The sequence below is a fragment of the Pseudomonas asuensis genome, assembly GCF_014646755.1.
Taxonomy (GTDB): domain Bacteria; phylum Pseudomonadota; class Gammaproteobacteria; order Pseudomonadales; family Pseudomonadaceae; genus Chryseomonas; species Chryseomonas asuensis.
The window spans coordinates 20924-38581 of sequence record NZ_BMNW01000015.1 but is presented as its reverse complement, the minus strand read 5'-3'; the positions used below and the strand labels follow the sequence as shown (position 1 = coordinate 38581).

The following is a 17658-nucleotide window of genomic DNA, read 5'->3' as shown; positions in this document are numbered from 1 at the left end:
ATGATTCCTAAACATATTTTTAATTATTTGTCAAAATAGTTGGAAAGAAGTATACTCGCCCCTTGATATAAGCCATCTAGGAACAAAATACTTGAGATTTTTTGACGCAGCGGTCTGTCTTTCCCTTTCAGCGCAGATCCATGGTACAAACAAAGAAATACGTGAAACCGCTAAACGTTGCCTTCCAACTTTGCAGAAGGCTGACCGCATCCTTATCAACCGGATCGCGAAAAGCAACACGCCGCTCGAAGACGTTAAAACGCTCGTTAAGACGCTTCTGAACGATATCGTAAGTGTTAAAGCCAGCACTCTATCCTTAGCTTAATTCGCTGCACTGAAGGCTGCCGAAACCCTTTGGCTGCTTTCCATAGGTAGAGAGCTTATCCTGCTCACTCATTGCTTCCAACAATCATGAGCAGGGCATATACCACTCCTACCTTGTACTAAACACTTTGTTTTATAGCTAAAACATCGCTGACCTTCTTAATGCATAGTTTTCAACTCTGACCGCTGGCTGTACAGCCGAGCCTCGGCTTGGCCTATGCATAGGCTCGGACAGTTCCTCAGCATCAAATCCAACCTGATCACGCATGGCATTGTTGACGTCAGCGATGACACGCTCAGCATTACGCAACCACTTGCTGCAAGGCTCTGCGTATGCTTCATGCCTCTCGCTTAGATCGACACGGATGATGTATTGGACTATCTGGAGCGTTGTACCGGTAGCAACCGTATTGAGCAGGTCCTTGAGGCGGCCAAGGCACGAAAACTTAGGGAAGGAGAAAACCCGGCACGCTGGCGTGGGCACCTCGACAAGCGCTTGCCCAAGCAGGGCAGCAGGGTCAAACCCTTTACCTCGTTGTCTGCAGAGGAAACCGCACGGCTCATGCGTCCTCTGGATAGTTTGGAAGGTGCTGTCGCACGCGCAGCAGAGCTCATGATCCTGACCGCCACCCGAAACAGCGAGACCTGCGGGGTACGTTGGTCCGAGCTGGATCTTGAGCAGAAGCTCTGGACAATACCGGGCGAGCGCATAAAGACAGGCAAGACGCATCGTATCCCGCTTACCGATGCCATGCTTGAGGTGATCAGCCAGCAGATCAGCCAACATCCCGAGTGGTTTTTTCCCAATAGCAAGCGTATAGGCTGCATCCCCAGTAATGTCATCGGCCGCTTACTGGATACCTTAAAGGTTCACATATCCGTACCGCATGGCTTTCGGTCAACATTCAGAGTCTGGGCGGCAGAGACTACAAACTATCCCCGCGAAGCCTGCTAGATGACACTGGCGCATACGTTGGGCAGCAAGGTGGAAGCAGCCTATAACCGCAGGGATCCACTGGAGAAGAGAAAGTGGCTGATGTGTAAGCGGAGTAAATACCTCGTTGAAAAGGGGGGATCTGATCGCTCCCTTTAGTTAAAAGGGAGCAGGGTAATGCAGGTTCTTTGAATTCGTTTTAAGCCAATATTCATTTGGGGTTTAAAAGCCCAGCGGTCTCTGCGCCATCAACCGTGAGTGTCGTTCCGTTGATGTAACTTGATGATGGAGAAAGGAGCCAGCAGATTGCTTCTGCTACATCTCGAGCCGTCCCAAGACGTGCAGATGGGATTCGTGCGGTTAACGCGCTAAGGCGAGCCGTATCCTGAACGATTTTCTCCATCATACGGGTTGCGATTTGGCCTGGGCAGACGGCATTGAATCGTACTTCGGCGCCGTACTCCAAAGCCAGGGCCTGGGTAAGCCCAAGAAGTGCCGCTTTGGTCGAACAATAGGCCGCGAGTCCCTGTTCTCCGGTTTTCCCCGCTATAGAAGACACCGTCACTACAGAGCCCCGACCGGCTTTAAGTCCCGGTAGAGCATGCTTGATATAAAAGAACACTGATCGTGTATTGACTGCGAAGAGCCGGTCCCACTCCTCCTGAGTAGTATCAATGAACGGCTTACGGCTAGACATCCCTGCATTATTAACCAAGCCAGCCAGACGCCCCTCACCAGAATGCATTGCACAGGCCACGACGCGCTTGCAGTCCTCTTCATCCAGTACGTCCCCCGCTACAAACTGTGTTCCAGGTAGCCGAGCTTGCAGTGCTAGTCCAGCTTCTTCGTCTCGTCCGGTAAAAACCACACGGTGACCTTCTTCTACCAGCTTTTCAACCGTTGCCGCGCCAATACCTTGAGTTCCGCCCGTTACAATAAACATGCCTTGATTCTCCATGTGCTAATCATGACGGATGAGGCTATTGCACGCTCCGTCGTTTATTTGTTTGTTGAAGGCAAGCTAAGACCTTTGCTTGCTTGTTGTGCCCTGACAGCAAGCCATGTTGTGCTCACTAACCCTACAATGGCCAGGAGCAGTAAAAAGCTCGACATCGCTACGATGGAGGGATCAATGGTGTCGCGAATGCCATCGAACATTTGCCGTGGAAGAGTGCGCTGTGACGGTCCACCTACAAAAAGCACAACTACGATCTCATCAAACGAGGTCATGAAGGCAAAAAGGGCACCAGAAATGATCCCAGGCGAGATGATGGGAAGCGCTACATTCATAAAAGCTTTGGTAGGCGAGGCGCCCAACATGGCAGCCGCACGTAGCAATGTCATATCAAAGCCTTGGAGGCAGGCGGCTACGCTGATTAACACAAACGGGGTCGCCAGAACGGTATGCGCCAGGATAAGACCGGATAAGGTTCCTGTTAGTCCAATTTTACCGAAGAGAAAGTACATCCCCAGGCCCGAGATTACGGGAGGGATGATCATGGGAGAAATCAATACACCCAGAATTCCCGTTGCTCTTGGCAGGTTTCGTCTGGCAAAGGCAAGCGCTGCCAACGTGCCTAAAACGGTGGAAATCAGTGTCGACGCGATACCTACCAAAACACTGTTCCTGAGGGAATCAAGCCAGGGGCCGGGCGTAAACACGCGCTCGTACCATTGTAAAGACCACCCGTGAATGGGGTAGGACAAAAAGCTGCTGTCGCTAAACGAAATAGGGACGAGGGCCAGGAGCGGAGCCATCATGAAGACGGCCATTGAAATTCCGAACAGTTGGAGCAAAGCCCAACCTATCCGGCACAGTCTAAAGTGAGTCATCCGATCAGTTCTCTTTTTAGCGTAAGCCGGCAATCTGGCGAATACCTACCAGCCGCGCGGCGAGTAGATAAACCATCAGTACGCCCGCAATCAGGACAATACCCAGTGCAGAAGCCATGCCCCAGTTCACCGTCGTATTCGTGTAAAACGCAATGTAATAGCCAAGCATTTGCTCACGGGCGCTACCTACAAGCGTTGGTGTCACGTAATACCCAGCTGCCACAATAAATGTCAGTAGAGTTCCAGAGCCGATACCGGTCAATGTGAGAGGTAAATACACATAGAAGAAACCTCGAATTGGATGTCCACCCATTGATTCAGAGGCACGCATGTAATGGGAGGGAATCCCTTTCATGACGTTGTAAAGAGGCAACACGGTAAAAGGAAGCAGGATGTGCACCATGACGATGTACACGCCAATGGAGTTGAAGATTAATGCAATGGGTTGATCGATAACGCCCAGACGCATAAGCAGGGTATTGAGGAGGCCTTTTTCCTGCAGGACAACAATCCAAGCGGACGTGCGCGCCAGCAATGAGGTCCAAAAGGGTAACATAACGGCGAGCAGAAGGACGATTTGTATTGTCCTTGATGCCTTCACCATCAGTGCGGCGAGCGGAAACCCAAGTATCAGGCAAGACAGGGATACGATACTGGCAATTTTAAGCGTACGTAGCGTCAGGTCGAGGTTTACCCGTTGATGGGCCGGAACCCGCTCAATGCCTTCAGGGGTTTGTTTAAGATCAAGGGCGGCAAGCAGGTAATAAGGCGTGTAAGCAGGCGAGGCCCGTTGAAAGTCACGCCATAACACTGGGGTTGTCCAACGATTATCTACCGCTTCAAGACGCTCCCTGGCTGATCCTGCCTGCAAGATAGTTTGAGTGCGTTTGCGGTAATACCGAGCCGTTGTCATGATAAGAGAACGATAACCACTGTTTTCATAATTCAGCCGGCGGGCCGCATCACCAATCACACCCAGGGATGTGGCCTTTATGAAATCCTGCTCTAAGGCTTTGAAAACCGTTTCTTCAGGCAGATCAGCGTCCCGATCAAATGACCTATGGTTCAGAGCCTGAACCGTACGAGGAAAGGCATCTATCAACTCCGGATTGCTAACTGCACGATAGAGCATCATGCCTATAGGCAGTAAAAAGAATACAGCGGTATAGCTCACCAAAGGCAGCAGCAATAAGACTGATACCATGCGTTTTCTGCGGCTGGAGCGGTGATGAGCAACAGCCAGGGATTCGGAAGCGTCCATCTCAATGACCTTTCTTTTATATGAAAGGCAGCCTCTGAGCGAGGCTGCGTGAACGTTACTGCGCAGCCCAGTTAGTGAAGCGGGTCATGAGATGCTCTTCATTGTTCAACCAGAAAGGCGTATCCAGCAAAAGACCTGTCTTGATATTGTCCGGCGCAGTAGGCAGATTTTTAAGGTTCTCTGGATCTAGCTCGGACAGCGCTTTCTGGTTTGCGATGCCGTAGGGAATTGCGTGTGCAAAAGCCTTTTGGGCATCGGCACTAAGCATAAAGTCTAACAACGTGTAACTGGCTTCAAGATTTGGAGTACCCTTAATAATGGTCCAGTAATCCATGCTGTAGAGCTGCTGATTCCAGATGAGGGGGAAGTGGTGACCCTCTTTGTTGGCAATAGCGATACGCCCGTTATACGCTGCTGTCATGGCAAGGTTACCGGCCGCTAACCATTCCAGTGGCTGAGCGCCTGTTTCCCACCACTGAATATAGGGTTTGATCTCGTCGAGCTTTTTGAACGCTCGTTCTTCTCCCGCCTGGGTGGCCAATACCTTGTATACCTCTTTGGGCTCGACGCCATCGGCCATAAGCGCTATTTCAAGAGTCATCCGCGCCTGTTTACGTAGCCCGCGTTTGCCAGGCCATTTCTTCACATTCCAGAAGTCAGCCCAACTCTTGGGGCCATCCTCTCCAAATTTCTTTGTGTCATAGGTCAGCACTTCTGACCAGACAAATGCACCTACGCCACACGTGGCAAAGGCCGTAGGGTTTACCTCGCCCGCATGGCTTAGTCGGGTCTGGGCTACCTCTTCCAAAAGACCTTGATCACAGGCCAGCTCCATCTCGTTTTCATCCATCTGAACGACATCCCAGGTAGGATTTCGCGAGTCGACCATGGCTTTCTGCTTGGCCAGACCACCTGCATAGGAGTCCTGAATGATTCGGGTATGGGTCTGTTGGGCAAAGGGTACGAAATAGGCTTTTTCAAAGGCTTCCTGCATCGCGCCGCCAAAGGCAACAACAGTAAGATCACGAGCAAATACGCTGCACCCTATAAGGGAAAGAGAAAGCACAGCGGCGGCACGAGTGAATGGAAAAGACATGAGCATGACTCCTGCTGTTTGGCATTTGTTAGTTTGTTGTGGGTTGGCAAACGGGCAGACAAAATGTGAGCGATAACACGTCACCTTAATGGCTCTTGTTATGTAAACGACCTGGGTCAATTGAGAGGAAAGGCATGCGCATCGGCTACATCCCAGCGAAACCCAGTGATGTGTCCACACTGTAGGTTTCTGGAAGCCTGGTCATTGGCAACCCTGACGACCAACTTATGCTCGTTGGCCAGTTGCAGGTGGACGCGGATATGCTCTCCTAGATAAACCTTGTCAGTGACCACTGCGCGGTAACTAGTCTCACTAGCTTCGGTGAGTCGAATCTTTTCAGGACGTATTATCAGCTCTACCTGTTTAGGCAGGTAGCCGTTGAGATGGCTAGCGGAACCTTTTACAGTTACTCCACCAGCCAGACTGATGTGACAACAGCCATTCTCGACTAAGGCCGGCGTACCGGTGAGAGTATTGTTCTCGCCAATAAAGTTGGCTACGTACGCAGTATTAGGGCGCTCATAAAGCGTTGAGGGCGAGCCGATTTGAGCAATGTCCCCTTTATGGAAGACCGCTACCCGATCAGACATGGTCAGGGCTTCGCTCTGATCGTGAGTCACGTATACTACTGTTACACCCAGCGACCGATGCAATTGCTTGATCTCATACTGCATATGCTCTCTAAGGTTTTTGTCCAGAGCACCCAGTGGCTCGTCCATTAAAATAACGTCAGGTTCAAATACCATTGCGCGAGCCAACGCCACCCGCTGTTGCTGCCCACCTGACAGTTCAGTTGGGCGCCTCTGTTCCATGCCATGTAACTGAACCATATCGATGGCTCGCTTGACCTTGATATCACGCTCGGTACGATCCATCCGGCGCATCTTCAAGGGATATGCAAGGTTTTCTGCAACGCTCATATGCGGAAACAGAGCATAGTTTTGAAATACCATGCCCATACCACGCTGGTGAGCCGGCACATGTTCGATAGGCTTGCCGCGCATTCGAATTTCACCGCGTGTAGGCGATTCGAAGCCAGCCAGCATCATTAATGTGGTGGTCTTTCCGGAGCCCGAAGCACCCAGTAGGGTAAGGAACTCCCCTTTGAAAATGGATAAGCTAAGATTCTTGATGACCAGTGATTTTCCGTCGTAACTCTTCTGGACATCACTGAACTGAATGAGTGTGTCAGCAGTTTTATTCATGTCGGTCGCTCACTCGTCTAGTTAGAGGATATTTGCTGCCGCCACATGATCCAGGGCGACAGTGAGCTTGCTCATCAACTCGCCGATTTGCTCAGGCTCGATAATGAACGGTGGTGCTAGTGCAATCGCATCACCCATGTTGCGTACGATCAGCCCTTGCTGACGAGCCGCCCGCTCGACCTGAGCACCGATGGTGATATGCATAGGGAAAGAAGCTCTGGTCGCCTTATCCCTTACCAATTCAATCCCGGCGACCAGGCCAATACCCCGGATTTCTCCCACTAACGGATGATCGAGCAGTGGGCTGAGCATGTCATGTAGTGTCTGCCCTAGAAGGCGGGTCCGCTGGGGAAGCTGCATTTCTTCATAGATGGTTAATGTTTCCAGGGCTACGGCAGCCGCGACGGGGTGACCGGAATAAGTAAAGCCATGGCCAAACCCTTTTAACTGCGCACTTTGCTCTTCCAACACTGCGTAAACAGGGCCGTCTACTACTACGCAGGAGATCGGTTGATACCCAGAAGATAGGCTTTTGGCACAGGCCATGAGATCAGGACGGAAATCCAGGGTCTGGTGACCAAACCACTGGCCTGTCCGGCCAAATCCACAGATTATTTCATCAGCCAGAAACAAGATGTCATGTTGTTTAAGCAGAGCCTGAACCGCGGCAAAATAGCCTCGTGGCGGTACAATTACTCCTCCTGCCCCCAGGATTGGCTCTGAGATAAAGGCCGAAATGGTATCAGCACCTTCTTGCTCAATGCACTGGGCCAGCTGTGCGACCAGACGATCCTTGAATTGCTCTTCAGTTTCGCCCTCATGAGCGAAACGGTAATAGTGAGGGCACTGTACATGCACGATGCCTTCCAATGGTAAACCAAATGCCTGATGCATATTGGGTAAGCCAGACAGGCTTGCGCCCATTACTGTAGAGCCGTGGAAACCCTTTTGATGAGCGATAACCTTGCGCTTTCTAGGATTACCTCGTGCCCGATGATATGCCCAGGCAATCTTGACCATGGTGTCGTTGGCTTCTGATCCTGAACAGGCAAAAAACACTTTGGGAGCGCTCATTGTCGTGAGCCGGGCAATACGCTCTGCCAGCGTTACCACTACATCCGGCACTCGATGGTTGAATGTGTGGTAGTAGGGCAAAACGGTCATTTGCCGGCTGGCAGCCTCGGCCAAGCGTGCATTGGAAAAGCCCAGCCCGGTACACCATAGACCTGACATTCCCTCCAGGTAGCGATTTCCGGCCTCATCGATGACATGAATACCATCCCCCTGACAGATAACAAGCGGACCCTCACTTTGATGATCACGCAGGTTAGTTTGCGAATGCAGGTGGAAATGAGTGTCCGCTTGAGCCAATTCTGAAAGGCCGGTGGATTGCTGCATGGTCATCGCTGCCTCACTATTGATTAATTTATATCTTATAAGATGTATGTCGAGCCTATTAAAAAGCAACCCCGTCTAGGTGAAATTTTCCTAATGCGGCAAGTGATGCATCACACGGTGATCCATACAAAGCTAGCCACACGTTAAAAATTTCTATCCTGTTGCTTGCTGCATTAACTTGTATCTTATAAGTTATAAGAAAACAAACCCAAGCGATACAATCGAGGAGCATCAACATGCTGAACTCAGTTTCGGGAGAAAAGGCGACGTTTCCCTCTGTTCCGGTTACTTCGGATGAAGTCGACCTGCTAAAAGACCGCTCATTGTTTATCCGTCTTGAAACGATCCGTCTGATTTCAATTGCCAAAGTAGGCCATTACACGTCTGTTTTTTCCTGCGCCGAGATTTTTGCAGCGCTCTACTACGATGTGATGTGCTTGAAGAAAGGCGAACCAAAATGGGAGGAACGCGACCGGTTTCTTATGGGAAAAGGGCATGCAGCCGTTGGCCTTTATCCTATCCTGGCAGATTGGGCATTCTTCGATAAGTCGCTATTGGATGGTTATACCCGCCTGGGGAATCCGCTGGGCGACCACCCTGACATGCGCAAAGTGCCAGGCGTTGATTTCAGCTCGGGATCTATTGGCCATGCGCTCTCCGGTGGCCTTGGTATGGTCCTAGGTGCTCGTTTTCAGGAGCAGGCCATTAATGTGTATGTACTGCTAGGTGACGGAGAAATGCACGAAGGCCAAGTTTGGGAGGCGGCCCTGTCAGCAGCACACCATAAAACAGGAAATCTTGTCGCCATTGTAGACCGCAATGGATATCAGCTAGACGGCAAGGTTGACGACATCCTTGGCATTGAACCGCTTGCAGATAAGTGGCGTGCGTTCGGCTGGCAAGTGCATGAGGTTGATGGTCACGATGTTGAGGCCGTCGCGAATCTGCTTCGGTTCCTCAAGGAAGACACTGATCGTACCCAGCCTGTTTGTATCATTGCTCAAACCATTAAAGGGAAGGGAATCGAATACATGGAGACGGAGCCTGGGTGGCATCTTGGATGGCTGGCCCCGGAAGATGAAGCGTTGGCCATTGAAGAGATCACCCTTAAGGGAGGTGCAAAATGAAGGCTCCAATTAGTGCAGATAGCTGGCAATACCGGCAGATCAATGCCCGTGCACCCGGGCTTAACTATCTGTCACAAGGGCTGATTGATCTTGTGGCCGATGGGCACTCCATTGCAGTGGGCACAGCCGATCTGCAATATTCCAATGGACTTAACCGCTTTGCCGAAAAACACCCTGAGCGGTTCATTCAGTTCGGCATTTCCGAGCAGAACATGGTGTCTGCTGCGGCAGGCATTGCTACAACCGGTACAATGCCTTTTGTGGCTACATTCGCTTCCTTTCTGGCGCTTTTGTGTTGCGAACAGATTCGTACGGACGTCGCGTATTCGGCTTTGCCAGTCCGCTTGATTGGTCACCATGCTGGTATCAGCCTTGGCTTTTACGGTACGTCTCACCATGCAACAGAAGACCTGGCCATTACCCGTAGTATTGCTGATCTGACTGTGGTCGCACCCGCAGACGGCCCTCAGCTGGCCGCAGCGATCAGGGCTTCCATTCATCACCCTCATCCAATTTATTTCCGGATCGGGCGTGGCCAGGAGCCAGTGGTATATCCGGACGATATCAAGTTCGAGTTTGGTAAGGCCATCGTGCACGAATACGGTCAGGACATCACGTTGATCGCAACCGGCACGATGCTTCACCCTACATTGGCCGCTGCCGCCCTATTACGTGATGAAGGACTCTCAGTGGGTGTGATCGACATGCCTACTGTTAAACCACTGGATAGCGAAGCGGTGCTAAAGGCGGCAGCCACTACCTCCGTGATCATGACAGTCGAGGAACACAACATCATTGGCGGGCTCGGTGGAGCTGTTGCCGAGATACTGGCTGAGCAGGTCACAAGGGCACGTCTGGTACGTCATGGCATTCAGGACGAGTACAGTCTCATCGCACCGCCCACCCACCTCTATCGGCATTATCAGTTGGACGCGCCTGGGATTGCACAGGTTGCTCGCGAAGCAGTGGGCATTCCCGGAGGAAAGCGCCATGCGGGTTGATTTCAACCAAACCCTTTTTGACCGTGCACAATGTGTCTTGCCGAGTGGACATCTTAGTCCCAGCCGCAAACTGGGGCAGCCTTATGTATTTGTAAGGGCAGAGGGTGCCTATCTGTACGATGCCGATGGCCAGCGTCACGTGGATTATCACTGCGGTTTTGGTGCTCATGTCCTGGGACACGGGCATCCGGGCATTCGTGAAAAAGTTGCTCAGATCGGTGAGCACGTCGATCTGATCGGCGCAGGCGTTCTGGATCTTGAAGTAAGGACGGCCGAAGCACTCGTCCAGTGCATTCCGTGTGCCGAACAAGTTGCATTTTGTAATAGTGGCTCGGAGGCTACTTATCACGCCTTGCGTCTGGCCAGAGCTGTTACCGGGCGCCAGCGCATCATCAAGTTTCAAGGGGGGTATCACGGCTGGCACGATTATGTTGCCATGAACGGGCAGACGGCACGTGAGCGAATGGGCCAGTACGACCCGATGTCCGATGGCATCTTGCGTGATGCCTCTCGGCATACCGTGGTGCTTCCCTACAACGACACCGAGGCCGTCGAGAGTTACCTGCAGTCAAACCCAGGCAAAGTCGCCGCTATCATTGTTGAACCCATCGCTCATAACATGGGTGCCGTAGCCGGTACTTCCAGCTTTCTAACGGGGTTGCGGCGTCTGGCTACGGAGCACGGTGCCCTGTTGATCTTTGACGAAGTCATTACTGGCTTTCGTCATGCGTTGGGTGGCTACCAGTCAATCGTAGGCATAACGCCAGACCTTGCGACCTTTGGTAAGGCTGCTTCATCTGGATATCCGGTAGGTCTGGTGGCCGGTCGCCGTAACTTGATGGAGCGTATCGGACAGATCGGCGAACGCGGTGTATTCATGGGAGGTACGTTCAATGGAACACCTTCAACACTAGCCGCTGTTCTAGCCACGATTGAAGCACTGTCTGCCGATGGAGTCTATGAGCAGCTGTTTGCAATGGGTGATTACCTACGCGCTCAGTTGGATGATATCGTCCACCGCCTGGGCATACCTGTACAGGCGGCCGGTTATGGTTCTGTCTGGCTATTGTACTTTTTCACTGGCCCTTATGAGCAGTACAGCGACCTGCTGCGTAATGACGACGCGACTGATCTCGCCTTCCGCCAAAAGTTGATTGAACAACGACATATCTTTCAGCCGCTTCCGCTTAAGCGGCTCTACCTTTCTACCTCCCATACCAAAGACATCATCAACGAGTCGTTGGACGTCATTGAATCCACGCTTCGTACGGTCTTTCACCAGGAGCGCAGGAAATGAAGGTCTTTTACAGTGAAAAACATCTGCATCATGTCCAGGGCGAGGTATATGAAAAAGGAACATGGCGCGCTGGGCGCGATGTTCCTGAGCGTGTAGCCTGTCTTTTGAACGCAGCCTGCCGTTTAGGGTTTGATCCTGTTGAAGTCAGGGAGCTGCAGCAAGCACCTGCGGCTTCGGTTCATACCTCACAGTATATGACGTTTCTTGAAACGGCTTATGCCGCTTGGGGTCGGGTGGATGCCACCGGTGAGCGGGTTATACCCAGCTCGTTCCCGATTCGTCAAAAAGCAGCAAGTTATCCAGACTCTATAGTAGGCAGGGCCGGCTATCACCTGCAGGATCAACTTTCACCCATTGGCGAGCACACCTGGACAGCGGCGCTGGCAGCTGCCAGCGTGGCCTGGTCAGCTGCAGCGCACCTAGTTAAAACAAAAGAGCCAACCTATGCGCTATGCAGACCGTCTGGCCATCATGCGTCGTCTGATAAGGCCGGAGGCGCCACCTATTTGAACAATGCAGCTATTGCTGCCCAGTGTTTACGACAACGTTATTCACGTGTAGCACTGCTGGATATCGATGTTCATCATGGCAATGGTTCTCAGGAGATTTTTTACCAGCGCTCAGATGTCCTGTTTATATCCATCCATCGTGATCCTGCCGACTATTTTCCCTATTTCAGCGGTTATGCCTGTGAGCAAGGTGAGGGTGATGGCCTTGGCTTCACTGTCAACTTACCGTTACCTGCCGGAAGTGACGACACCACCTTCACGTCGGCATTAGAAGAGGCCATTAGCCAGATCAACGCATTTCAGCCTGGAGCCCTGGTAGTTTCCCTGGGCTTTGATGGCTATCGGGAGGACCCTGCGGGCGGCTTTGATCTTTCGTCAGATGCATTCTATCAAGCAGGACAGCAAATCAGATCGCTTGGGCTGCCGGTTGTTTTCGTCCAGGAGGGTGGCTATGCCCTGGAGTATCTGGGGGATCTGCTGACCTGCTTTTTTAACGGCTATGGGTTTCGAGATATCTATGGCTGTCGGGACAGTAGGGGGGCAGCCCATGGATAGGCCGTCGCGTCATGTACTGGTTACCGGAGGTGCACGTGGCATTGGGCGAGCAGTCGTTCAACAGTTTTGCGAAGGTGGCGAGCGGGTGACGGTGTTTGACTTGAGTTTCCCAAACGAGGCACTTGCTCACCCGGAGCGCGATCCCGACAGCGGCAATCCATTTTGCCATAAGGTTGATCTCTGCGATGAAATGGCGGTCCAGCAGGCAGTGAGGGACGCTGAGCATAACCATGGAGCCATAAACGTTCTGGTCTGCAATGCAGGTGGTGGTAGCGGGTCGATTCTGGATAACCGCGCCTCGGTGATGAGCAACGCAGAGTTGCAGGCTTCTCTGGAGCAAAACCTTTATTCAGCTATCAATGTTTGTCGCGCCTGCCTTCCTGCGATGAAAGGCGCTGGAGGAGGGCGGATTGTACTGATCTCATCCCTCAATGGCTTAGCGGCGTTACCTCTTGGTTCGTACGCCCACTATGGTATTGCCAAGGCGGCCCTTGTCCAATTCGGCAAATACCTGGCCCGGGATCTAGGCACTCTGGGTATTACCGTCAATATGCTAGCCCCCGGGCCGATTGCGACTCCCAGACTCATCGAACGCTATTCAAAAGATGGTCTGTCCATGGACGCAGCAGATGCCGCCAATAAGCGTTGGGGCCAGCCATATGAAGTGGCTCACGCTGTGGCGTTCCTGGCTTCACGAGAAGCGGGGCATATTACTGGACAGGTCCTTAGCGTGGATGGCGGAGTTCTGGTTTGACCCCTTAAAAAGAGAAGAGCACTGGCTCGCTGCGGTTGCGACAAACAGCACTTCAATTCTGCCCTGACACATAAAGCGTGGTTTTTACTTCGCAACAAGAGCTCATCAGGAGAATGTGTGATGCCTTATTCAATAGTCCAACAGGTTGATGACTCGGAGCCAGTTACCCTTACTGCTGCCCAGCGCAAAGGAATCATCGCGGCCTGTATCGGTAACTTCATCGAGTGGTATGAGTTCGTCTTGTATGGTTACTTCGCTGCCACACTTGCTCAGCTTTTTTTTCTGCTTACTCAGCGGCAGCATCACTAATGCTGACCTTCGCCGTGTTTGGTGTAAGTTTTCTAGTGCGTCCGGTAGGCGGGCTTATATTTGGCTATGTGGGTGATCGCTATGGCCGTCGTATTACGCTGTCGGTCATTATCATCCTGATTTCAGCAGCTACAGCCTTGATGGCGGTAGTCCCCAGCTATGCATCGATTGGTATTGCTGCACCCATCTTGATCTTGCTGCTACGATTCGCCCAGGGGCTCTCTGCGGGAGGAGAGTGGATGGGCGCAGCCGCCTATGTCATTGAGACAGCTCCGTCGAACAGGCGGGCTTATTACGGCAGCTGGCAAACCGTGACCATCATACTGGGTATGATGTCTGCGGCGCTGGCCAGCCTTGTGACCAATCGGTTGCTTAGTCCTGAAGCGGTTCTGTCATGGGGTTGGCGCATTCCCTTTTTACTAAGTCTGCCGCTGGGGCTGTTTGGCCTTTACCTTAGGCTCAAGCTGGACGAGTCTATCGAGTATCAGGAAATGGCCAAGGAGAATGCCAAGGAATCTGCGCCTCTGCGGGCTACCTTAAAGCATGATTGGCGTTCAATTCTTCAGGTAGCTTCCCTGGTCAGCTCAACCACCATGTGCACGTATGTGCTCTTGGTCTACGGACCTACCTTTATGACGACACAGCTAGGCATACCGGCTGTACATGCCCGACTTGCAGGGTTTGGATCCATGGGCGTACTCATGGTAGCAACAGTACTGTTTGCGATACTCAGTGACAGGATTGGGCGTCGGCCGCTGCTGATTGGCGGCGCACTGTGGGTCATCTTCAGCGCCTACTTTGGGTTTTATCTCTTACATCAGCAGGGGCTTGGGTTTTGGGTGGCGGGTTTGTCGATTGTCATTATTGGCCAAGCCATGATGCTCGGTCCACAACCCGCAGTATTTTCCGAGCTCTTTCCAACCTCCAGACGTTATAGTGGCCTTGCCATTGGATACAACATTGGTGTTGTTCTGTTTGGTGGAGCAGGCCCTTTTGTTGCCGCTGGGCTGATCGCTTTAATGAAGAGCACCTACGCGCCCGCGCTTTATCTTGTCATTGGTGGGCTGATCAGCCTGCTAGGTGCCTGTACTGTCCCTGAAACACGAGACCGGAGCTTGAGGGGGCATTAAGCTAGCGAGCGGACCGTTCAGACTTATATGATATACGTTGCCTACTGTATTAGTGATTTTAGGAGTCTGACGTGAAGATCCAACCGCTCGACCAGGGCAATTTGTCTGTCCGCACCTATTTCGCCATTCGAGAAAGTCTGATCGCAGGCAATTTCAAGCCGGGAGAACGTTTAGTCATGCAGGAGCTGGCTGACAGCCTAGGCACCAGCGTCACACCTGTACGAGAAGCCTGTTTGCGCCTTGTTGCAGAGCGTGGCCTGGAGTTGCGCTCAGGTCGGTTTGCCACGGTGCCGGAGCTGACTATGGAGCGCTACATGGAGGTACGCACGATCCGTATTGCTCTGGAGGGTCTGGCAGCTGAGTTAGCCACGGCTCATGTCACTGAAGATGATTTGAAAAAACTTGAAGAGCTTCATGTTCAGTTCGAGCGTGCGGATCGCGAGTCGGATGGCTTGAATGCAATGCGTTTTAACCGGGAGTTCCATTTTACCGTCTACCGGCTTTCTGGCATGGACATGCTGGTCGCCCAAATCGAGTCGCTCTGGGTGTCCATGGGGCCAATTCTTAATCTGTTTTACAGCGAGGGAGGGCATGAAAACTACCTGGGAGCCGATGAACATCAGGTGCTGATTGCCGCCCTTAGAGAGAAAAAGCCTGCCAAGGCACGTAAGGCAATGGCTGAAGATATTATTCGGGGTGGTGAAAGCATCATCAGCTTTATTCGTACCAGCCGCCAGAAGACGGCGTAAACATTTAATAGCTCGCCAGTCGATAGTGCTGGCTAAAGGGGTCAATTGTGGCGCTGGGTCCTATTGAGCAGCAGCTTGTTGAACGGTTTTGTCGGTACGTTGCTATCTCCAGTCAGAGTAACGCGCGCTCAACGCAGCTACCGAGTTCGGATGGCCAGCATCACCTTGCGGCGCTCCTGGCTGAAGAGCTGCAACAGTTAGGACTTAAAAATGTTGTCGTTGATGACAACGCGATCGTAACCGCCTTTAAACCGGGCACCCTTAAAGCTGCGCCCGCCGTGGGGTTTATCGCTCATCTGGACACTGTTGATGTAGGGCTCTCACCTGATATCCGTCCACAGATACTACAATTTACGGGGGATGATCTTTGCCTGAACAAGCAACAGGGCATATGGCTTTGTGTAGATGAACACCCGGAAATTATGCCTTATTTAGGGCAAGAAATTTTATTCAGCGATGGGACAAGTGTTCTTGGCGCTGATAACAAGGCCGCTATCGCTATCATCATGACGGCCATGGCCAATCTTACAGCAGATACCTCGCATGGCGATTTGCATATTGCGTTTGTACCTGACGAAGAGATTGGGCTACGTGGCGCTAAGACGCTTGATCTAAGCCGTTTTCCTGTTGAGTTTGCCTATACGATTGACTGTTGCGAAGCAGGCGAACTTGTCTACCAAACGTTCAATGCGGCCTCAGCCCACATAGAGATTACCGGCGTAACAGCTCATCCGATGTCAGCCAAAGGAGTGCTTGTTAACCCCCTATTGGTTGCAACAGACTTCATAGCATATTTCGACAGACAGCAAACGCCAGAATGCACGGAAAGCCGTGAGGGTTACTTTTGGTTTCAGGAAATAGAGGCTGACCAAAATCGTGCCAGCTTGCGAATGGTTATCCGGGATTTTGACCTCGATACCTTTAATGCTCGGAAAAGCCAGATCATAAGCGCCGTTGAACAGATCAAAAAACAACATCCAAAAGCCGAGATTTCGTGCTCAATATCAGATACATACGCCAATATTGCCAACGCTATAAAGAATGATCGCCGTGCAATTGATCTTGCCTTCAAAGCTATGTCCTCCTTAGGTATTACCCCGAAGGTCCTTGATATGCGAGGAGGTACTGATGGGTCTGAGCTTTCCAGGCGAGGAGTATTGACGCCAAATTACTTCACTGGCGCCCATAATTTTCATTCGCGCTTTGAATTCTTGCCAATCACTTCTTTCGAGTTGTCCTATCAAGTTACGAGGCAACTTATACACCTCGCTGCTAACCCAGCAGACAGTGAGTCTTGAGCTGACAAGGCATCGCAGGTAATTGATCTGTGCTGCCATTGCGGGTAATCATGAACCTCTTCTCATACATGTTAAAAGCTAGGCGTTGGTTCCAGCGTTAATGATGCCTAGGCTTTTTTGCGCCTGGAAACTTTAATGCATGAACTGACCTCACATAAGGCCACCTGACATTTACAGCGCTCTGACAGCGAACATATGAAACTCCAGGTTCAGCTTACCGAGGCATGCCTGAGGTCATCAACACAGTAAGCATGCTGACAAAGTTGATGCCAACAAGGCTATATATCTTGCCAGCACGGCTCCCACTTTTTGAATTACAAGTAACATCCCTATCAGACAAGATATCCAGAACAAAAAGCTGTAAAGCCCTACAGCTTTATTCATTGTGATATGAAGCATCAACCAGTTCACTGCTGGTGAACTTGAAGCCACCAAAAATAAAAAAGACCGAAATATGCCGTTGCCGTTTGGAGAACCGCTGATATGCATTGACCCTAACGATCTTAGCTGAGTCCACAGGGCTTGGTTATGTAGAGCAACATTAAAAATGTAAGAGATCTTATCTTTAGCTTTCTTTGATTCACTAGCAGACTTGATCTCTGCTTGGCCATCTGGCTTTAACACACGTTATGGTTATCCCCAGTGCTGCGCAGGGCACTATCCATACCCCAAAACTCAAACATTAGCTTTCGATTCTGTTTACTTAACTCCCTCAAACTTCTGTTGCATGTAATCGAGCGCTAGGAACAAACAGCTGTCTTGGGCACCTTGCGTCGCGCATTCGATATCGCCTGAGTCTATATTTGGTATATCCCATTGACATATCCCTTTAGATAATTACCATGGGATCTATGTCTGATAGATCCGTAGAGGTCTGA

18 protein-coding genes are annotated in these 17658 nt (G+C 51.4%); 11 read left to right on the top strand and 7 right to left on the bottom strand.

The genetic code is table 11. The features are described from left to right. Positions 1-91: 91 nt before the first annotated feature. Together IEX86_RS25945 and IEX86_RS22350 are read left to right on the top strand one after the other, a co-directional pair. Entirely contained in the window at positions 92-325 is a 234-nt protein-coding gene (locus tag IEX86_RS25945) for a DUF7740 domain-containing protein (protein ID WP_444544332.1), read from the top strand. 372 nt (positions 326-697) lie between these two features. Then, positions 698-1279, top strand: coding sequence for a tyrosine-type recombinase/integrase (locus IEX86_RS22350; RefSeq protein WP_229685452.1), 582 nt, complete (start codon positions 698-700; stop codon positions 1277-1279). Positions 1280-1469: 190 nt separating this feature from the next. On the opposite strand, the gene IEX86_RS22345 is transcribed toward IEX86_RS22350, so the two are convergent. From IEX86_RS22345 to IEX86_RS22320, 6 genes are all read right to left on the bottom strand, one after another. Further along, the gene (locus IEX86_RS22345; RefSeq protein ID WP_188868369.1) at positions 1470-2201 is read right to left on the bottom strand and encodes an SDR family NAD(P)-dependent oxidoreductase; all 732 of its coding nucleotides are present in this window, start codon (positions 2199-2201) and stop codon (positions 1470-1472) included. Positions 2202-2257: 56 nt separating this feature from the next. Further along, on the bottom strand, positions 2258-3031 hold the full coding sequence (locus tag IEX86_RS22340; RefSeq protein ID WP_229685451.1) for an ABC transporter permease: 774 nt from the start codon (positions 3029-3031) through the stop codon (positions 2258-2260). A 76-nt stretch (positions 3032-3107) separates the two neighbouring features. Then, on the bottom strand, positions 3108-4352 hold the full coding sequence (locus IEX86_RS22335) for an ABC transporter permease (protein ID WP_188868366.1): 1245 nt from the start codon (positions 4350-4352) through the stop codon (positions 3108-3110). 55 nt (positions 4353-4407) lie between these two features. Beyond that, on the bottom strand, positions 4408-5448 hold the full coding sequence (locus tag IEX86_RS22330) for an ABC transporter substrate-binding protein (protein WP_188868364.1): 1041 nt from the start codon (positions 5446-5448) through the stop codon (positions 4408-4410). Between the two features lie 116 nt (positions 5449-5564). Further along, positions 5565-6653, bottom strand: coding sequence for an ABC transporter ATP-binding protein (locus IEX86_RS22325; RefSeq protein ID WP_188868362.1), 1089 nt, complete (start codon positions 6651-6653; stop codon positions 5565-5567). Positions 6654-6674: 21 nt separating this feature from the next. Further along, positions 6675-8057, bottom strand: a complete 1383-nt coding sequence (locus tag IEX86_RS22320) for an aminotransferase (protein WP_188868361.1) — start codon at positions 8055-8057, stop codon at positions 6675-6677. Between the two features lie 230 nt (positions 8058-8287). Here IEX86_RS22320 and IEX86_RS22315 point away from each other — a divergent pair, with 230 nt between their 5' ends. From IEX86_RS22315 to pepT, 9 genes are all read left to right on the top strand, one after another. Further along, positions 8288-9178, top strand: a complete 891-nt coding sequence (locus IEX86_RS22315) for a transketolase (RefSeq protein WP_188868359.1) — start codon at positions 8288-8290, stop codon at positions 9176-9178. Continuing rightward, the gene (locus IEX86_RS22310; RefSeq protein ID WP_188868358.1) at positions 9175-10179 is read left to right on the top strand and encodes a transketolase family protein; all 1005 of its coding nucleotides are present in this window, start codon (positions 9175-9177) and stop codon (positions 10177-10179) included. Before IEX86_RS22315 ends, IEX86_RS22310 begins: the two co-directional genes overlap by 4 nt. Continuing rightward, on the top strand, positions 10169-11476 hold the full coding sequence (locus IEX86_RS22305; protein ID WP_188868357.1) for an aspartate aminotransferase family protein: 1308 nt from the start codon (positions 10169-10171) through the stop codon (positions 11474-11476). Before IEX86_RS22310 ends, IEX86_RS22305 begins: the two co-directional genes overlap by 11 nt. Continuing rightward, positions 11473-12540: a histone deacetylase family protein gene (locus IEX86_RS22300; protein WP_188868356.1), complete on the top strand. Its 1068-nt coding sequence runs from the start codon at positions 11473-11475 to the stop codon at positions 12538-12540. The genes IEX86_RS22305 and IEX86_RS22300 overlap by 4 nt, the downstream gene beginning before the upstream one ends. After that, entirely contained in the window at positions 12533-13294 is a 762-nt protein-coding gene (locus tag IEX86_RS22295; protein WP_188868354.1) for an SDR family NAD(P)-dependent oxidoreductase, read from the top strand. Before IEX86_RS22300 ends, IEX86_RS22295 begins: the two co-directional genes overlap by 8 nt. Before the next feature lie 120 nt (positions 13295-13414). Then, the gene (locus IEX86_RS25160; protein ID WP_229685450.1) at positions 13415-13603 is read left to right on the top strand and encodes a hypothetical protein; all 189 of its coding nucleotides are present in this window, start codon (positions 13415-13417) and stop codon (positions 13601-13603) included. After that, positions 13603-14733 carry an MFS transporter gene (locus IEX86_RS22290; protein WP_229685449.1) on the top strand — a complete coding sequence of 377 codons (1131 nt, stop codon included), beginning with the start codon at positions 13603-13605 and terminating at the stop codon, positions 14731-14733. The genes IEX86_RS25160 and IEX86_RS22290 overlap by 1 nt, the downstream gene beginning before the upstream one ends. Positions 14734-14804: 71 nt before the next feature. Next, complete coding sequence (locus IEX86_RS22285) at positions 14805-15482, top strand: GntR family transcriptional regulator (protein WP_188868352.1); 678 nt, start codon at positions 14805-14807, stop codon at positions 15480-15482. A 47-nt stretch (positions 15483-15529) separates the two neighbouring features. Further along, positions 15530-16780 (top strand): peptidase T, encoded by a 1251-nt coding sequence (gene pepT / locus IEX86_RS22280; RefSeq protein WP_229685448.1) that lies wholly within the window; start codon positions 15530-15532, stop codon positions 16778-16780. A gap of 237 nt (positions 16781-17017) precedes the next feature. On the opposite strand, the gene IEX86_RS22275 is transcribed toward pepT, so the two are convergent. Next, positions 17018-17404 (bottom strand): hypothetical protein, encoded by a 387-nt coding sequence (locus IEX86_RS22275; protein ID WP_188868351.1) that lies wholly within the window; start codon positions 17402-17404, stop codon positions 17018-17020. Between the last annotated feature and the right edge of the window lie 254 nt (positions 17405-17658).

Coding starts and splice junctions, on each gene's coding strand:
- IEX86_RS22345 (WP_188868369.1), bottom strand. CDS start 2,201: ATGTTTATTGTAACGGGCGGAACTCAAGGTATTGGCGCGGCAACGGTT.
- IEX86_RS22340 (WP_229685451.1), bottom strand. CDS start 3,031: ATGGCCGTCTTCATGATGGCTCCGCTCCTGGCCCTCGTCCCTATTTCG.
- IEX86_RS22335 (WP_188868366.1), bottom strand. CDS start 4,352: ATGGACGCTTCCGAATCCCTGGCTGTTGCTCATCACCGCTCCAGCCGC.
- IEX86_RS22330 (WP_188868364.1), bottom strand. CDS start 5,448: ATGTCTTTTCCATTCACTCGTGCCGCCGCTGTGCTTTCTCTTTCCCTT.
- IEX86_RS22325 (WP_188868362.1), bottom strand. CDS start 6,653: ATGAATAAAACTGCTGACACACTCATTCAGTTCAGTGATGTCCAGAAG.
- IEX86_RS22320 (WP_188868361.1), bottom strand. CDS start 8,057: ATGACCATGCAGCAATCCACCGGCCTTTCAGAATTGGCTCAAGCGGAC.
- IEX86_RS22315 (WP_188868359.1), top strand. CDS start 8,288: ATGCTGAACTCAGTTTCGGGAGAAAAGGCGACGTTTCCCTCTGTTCCG.
- IEX86_RS22310 (WP_188868358.1), top strand. CDS start 9,175: ATGAAGGCTCCAATTAGTGCAGATAGCTGGCAATACCGGCAGATCAAT.
- IEX86_RS22305 (WP_188868357.1), top strand. CDS start 10,169: ATGCGGGTTGATTTCAACCAAACCCTTTTTGACCGTGCACAATGTGTC.
- IEX86_RS22300 (WP_188868356.1), top strand. CDS start 11,473: ATGAAGGTCTTTTACAGTGAAAAACATCTGCATCATGTCCAGGGCGAG.
- IEX86_RS22295 (WP_188868354.1), top strand. CDS start 12,533: ATGGATAGGCCGTCGCGTCATGTACTGGTTACCGGAGGTGCACGTGGC.
- IEX86_RS25160 (WP_229685450.1), top strand. CDS start 13,415: ATGCCTTATTCAATAGTCCAACAGGTTGATGACTCGGAGCCAGTTACC.
- IEX86_RS22290 (WP_229685449.1), top strand. CDS start 13,603: ATGCTGACCTTCGCCGTGTTTGGTGTAAGTTTTCTAGTGCGTCCGGTA.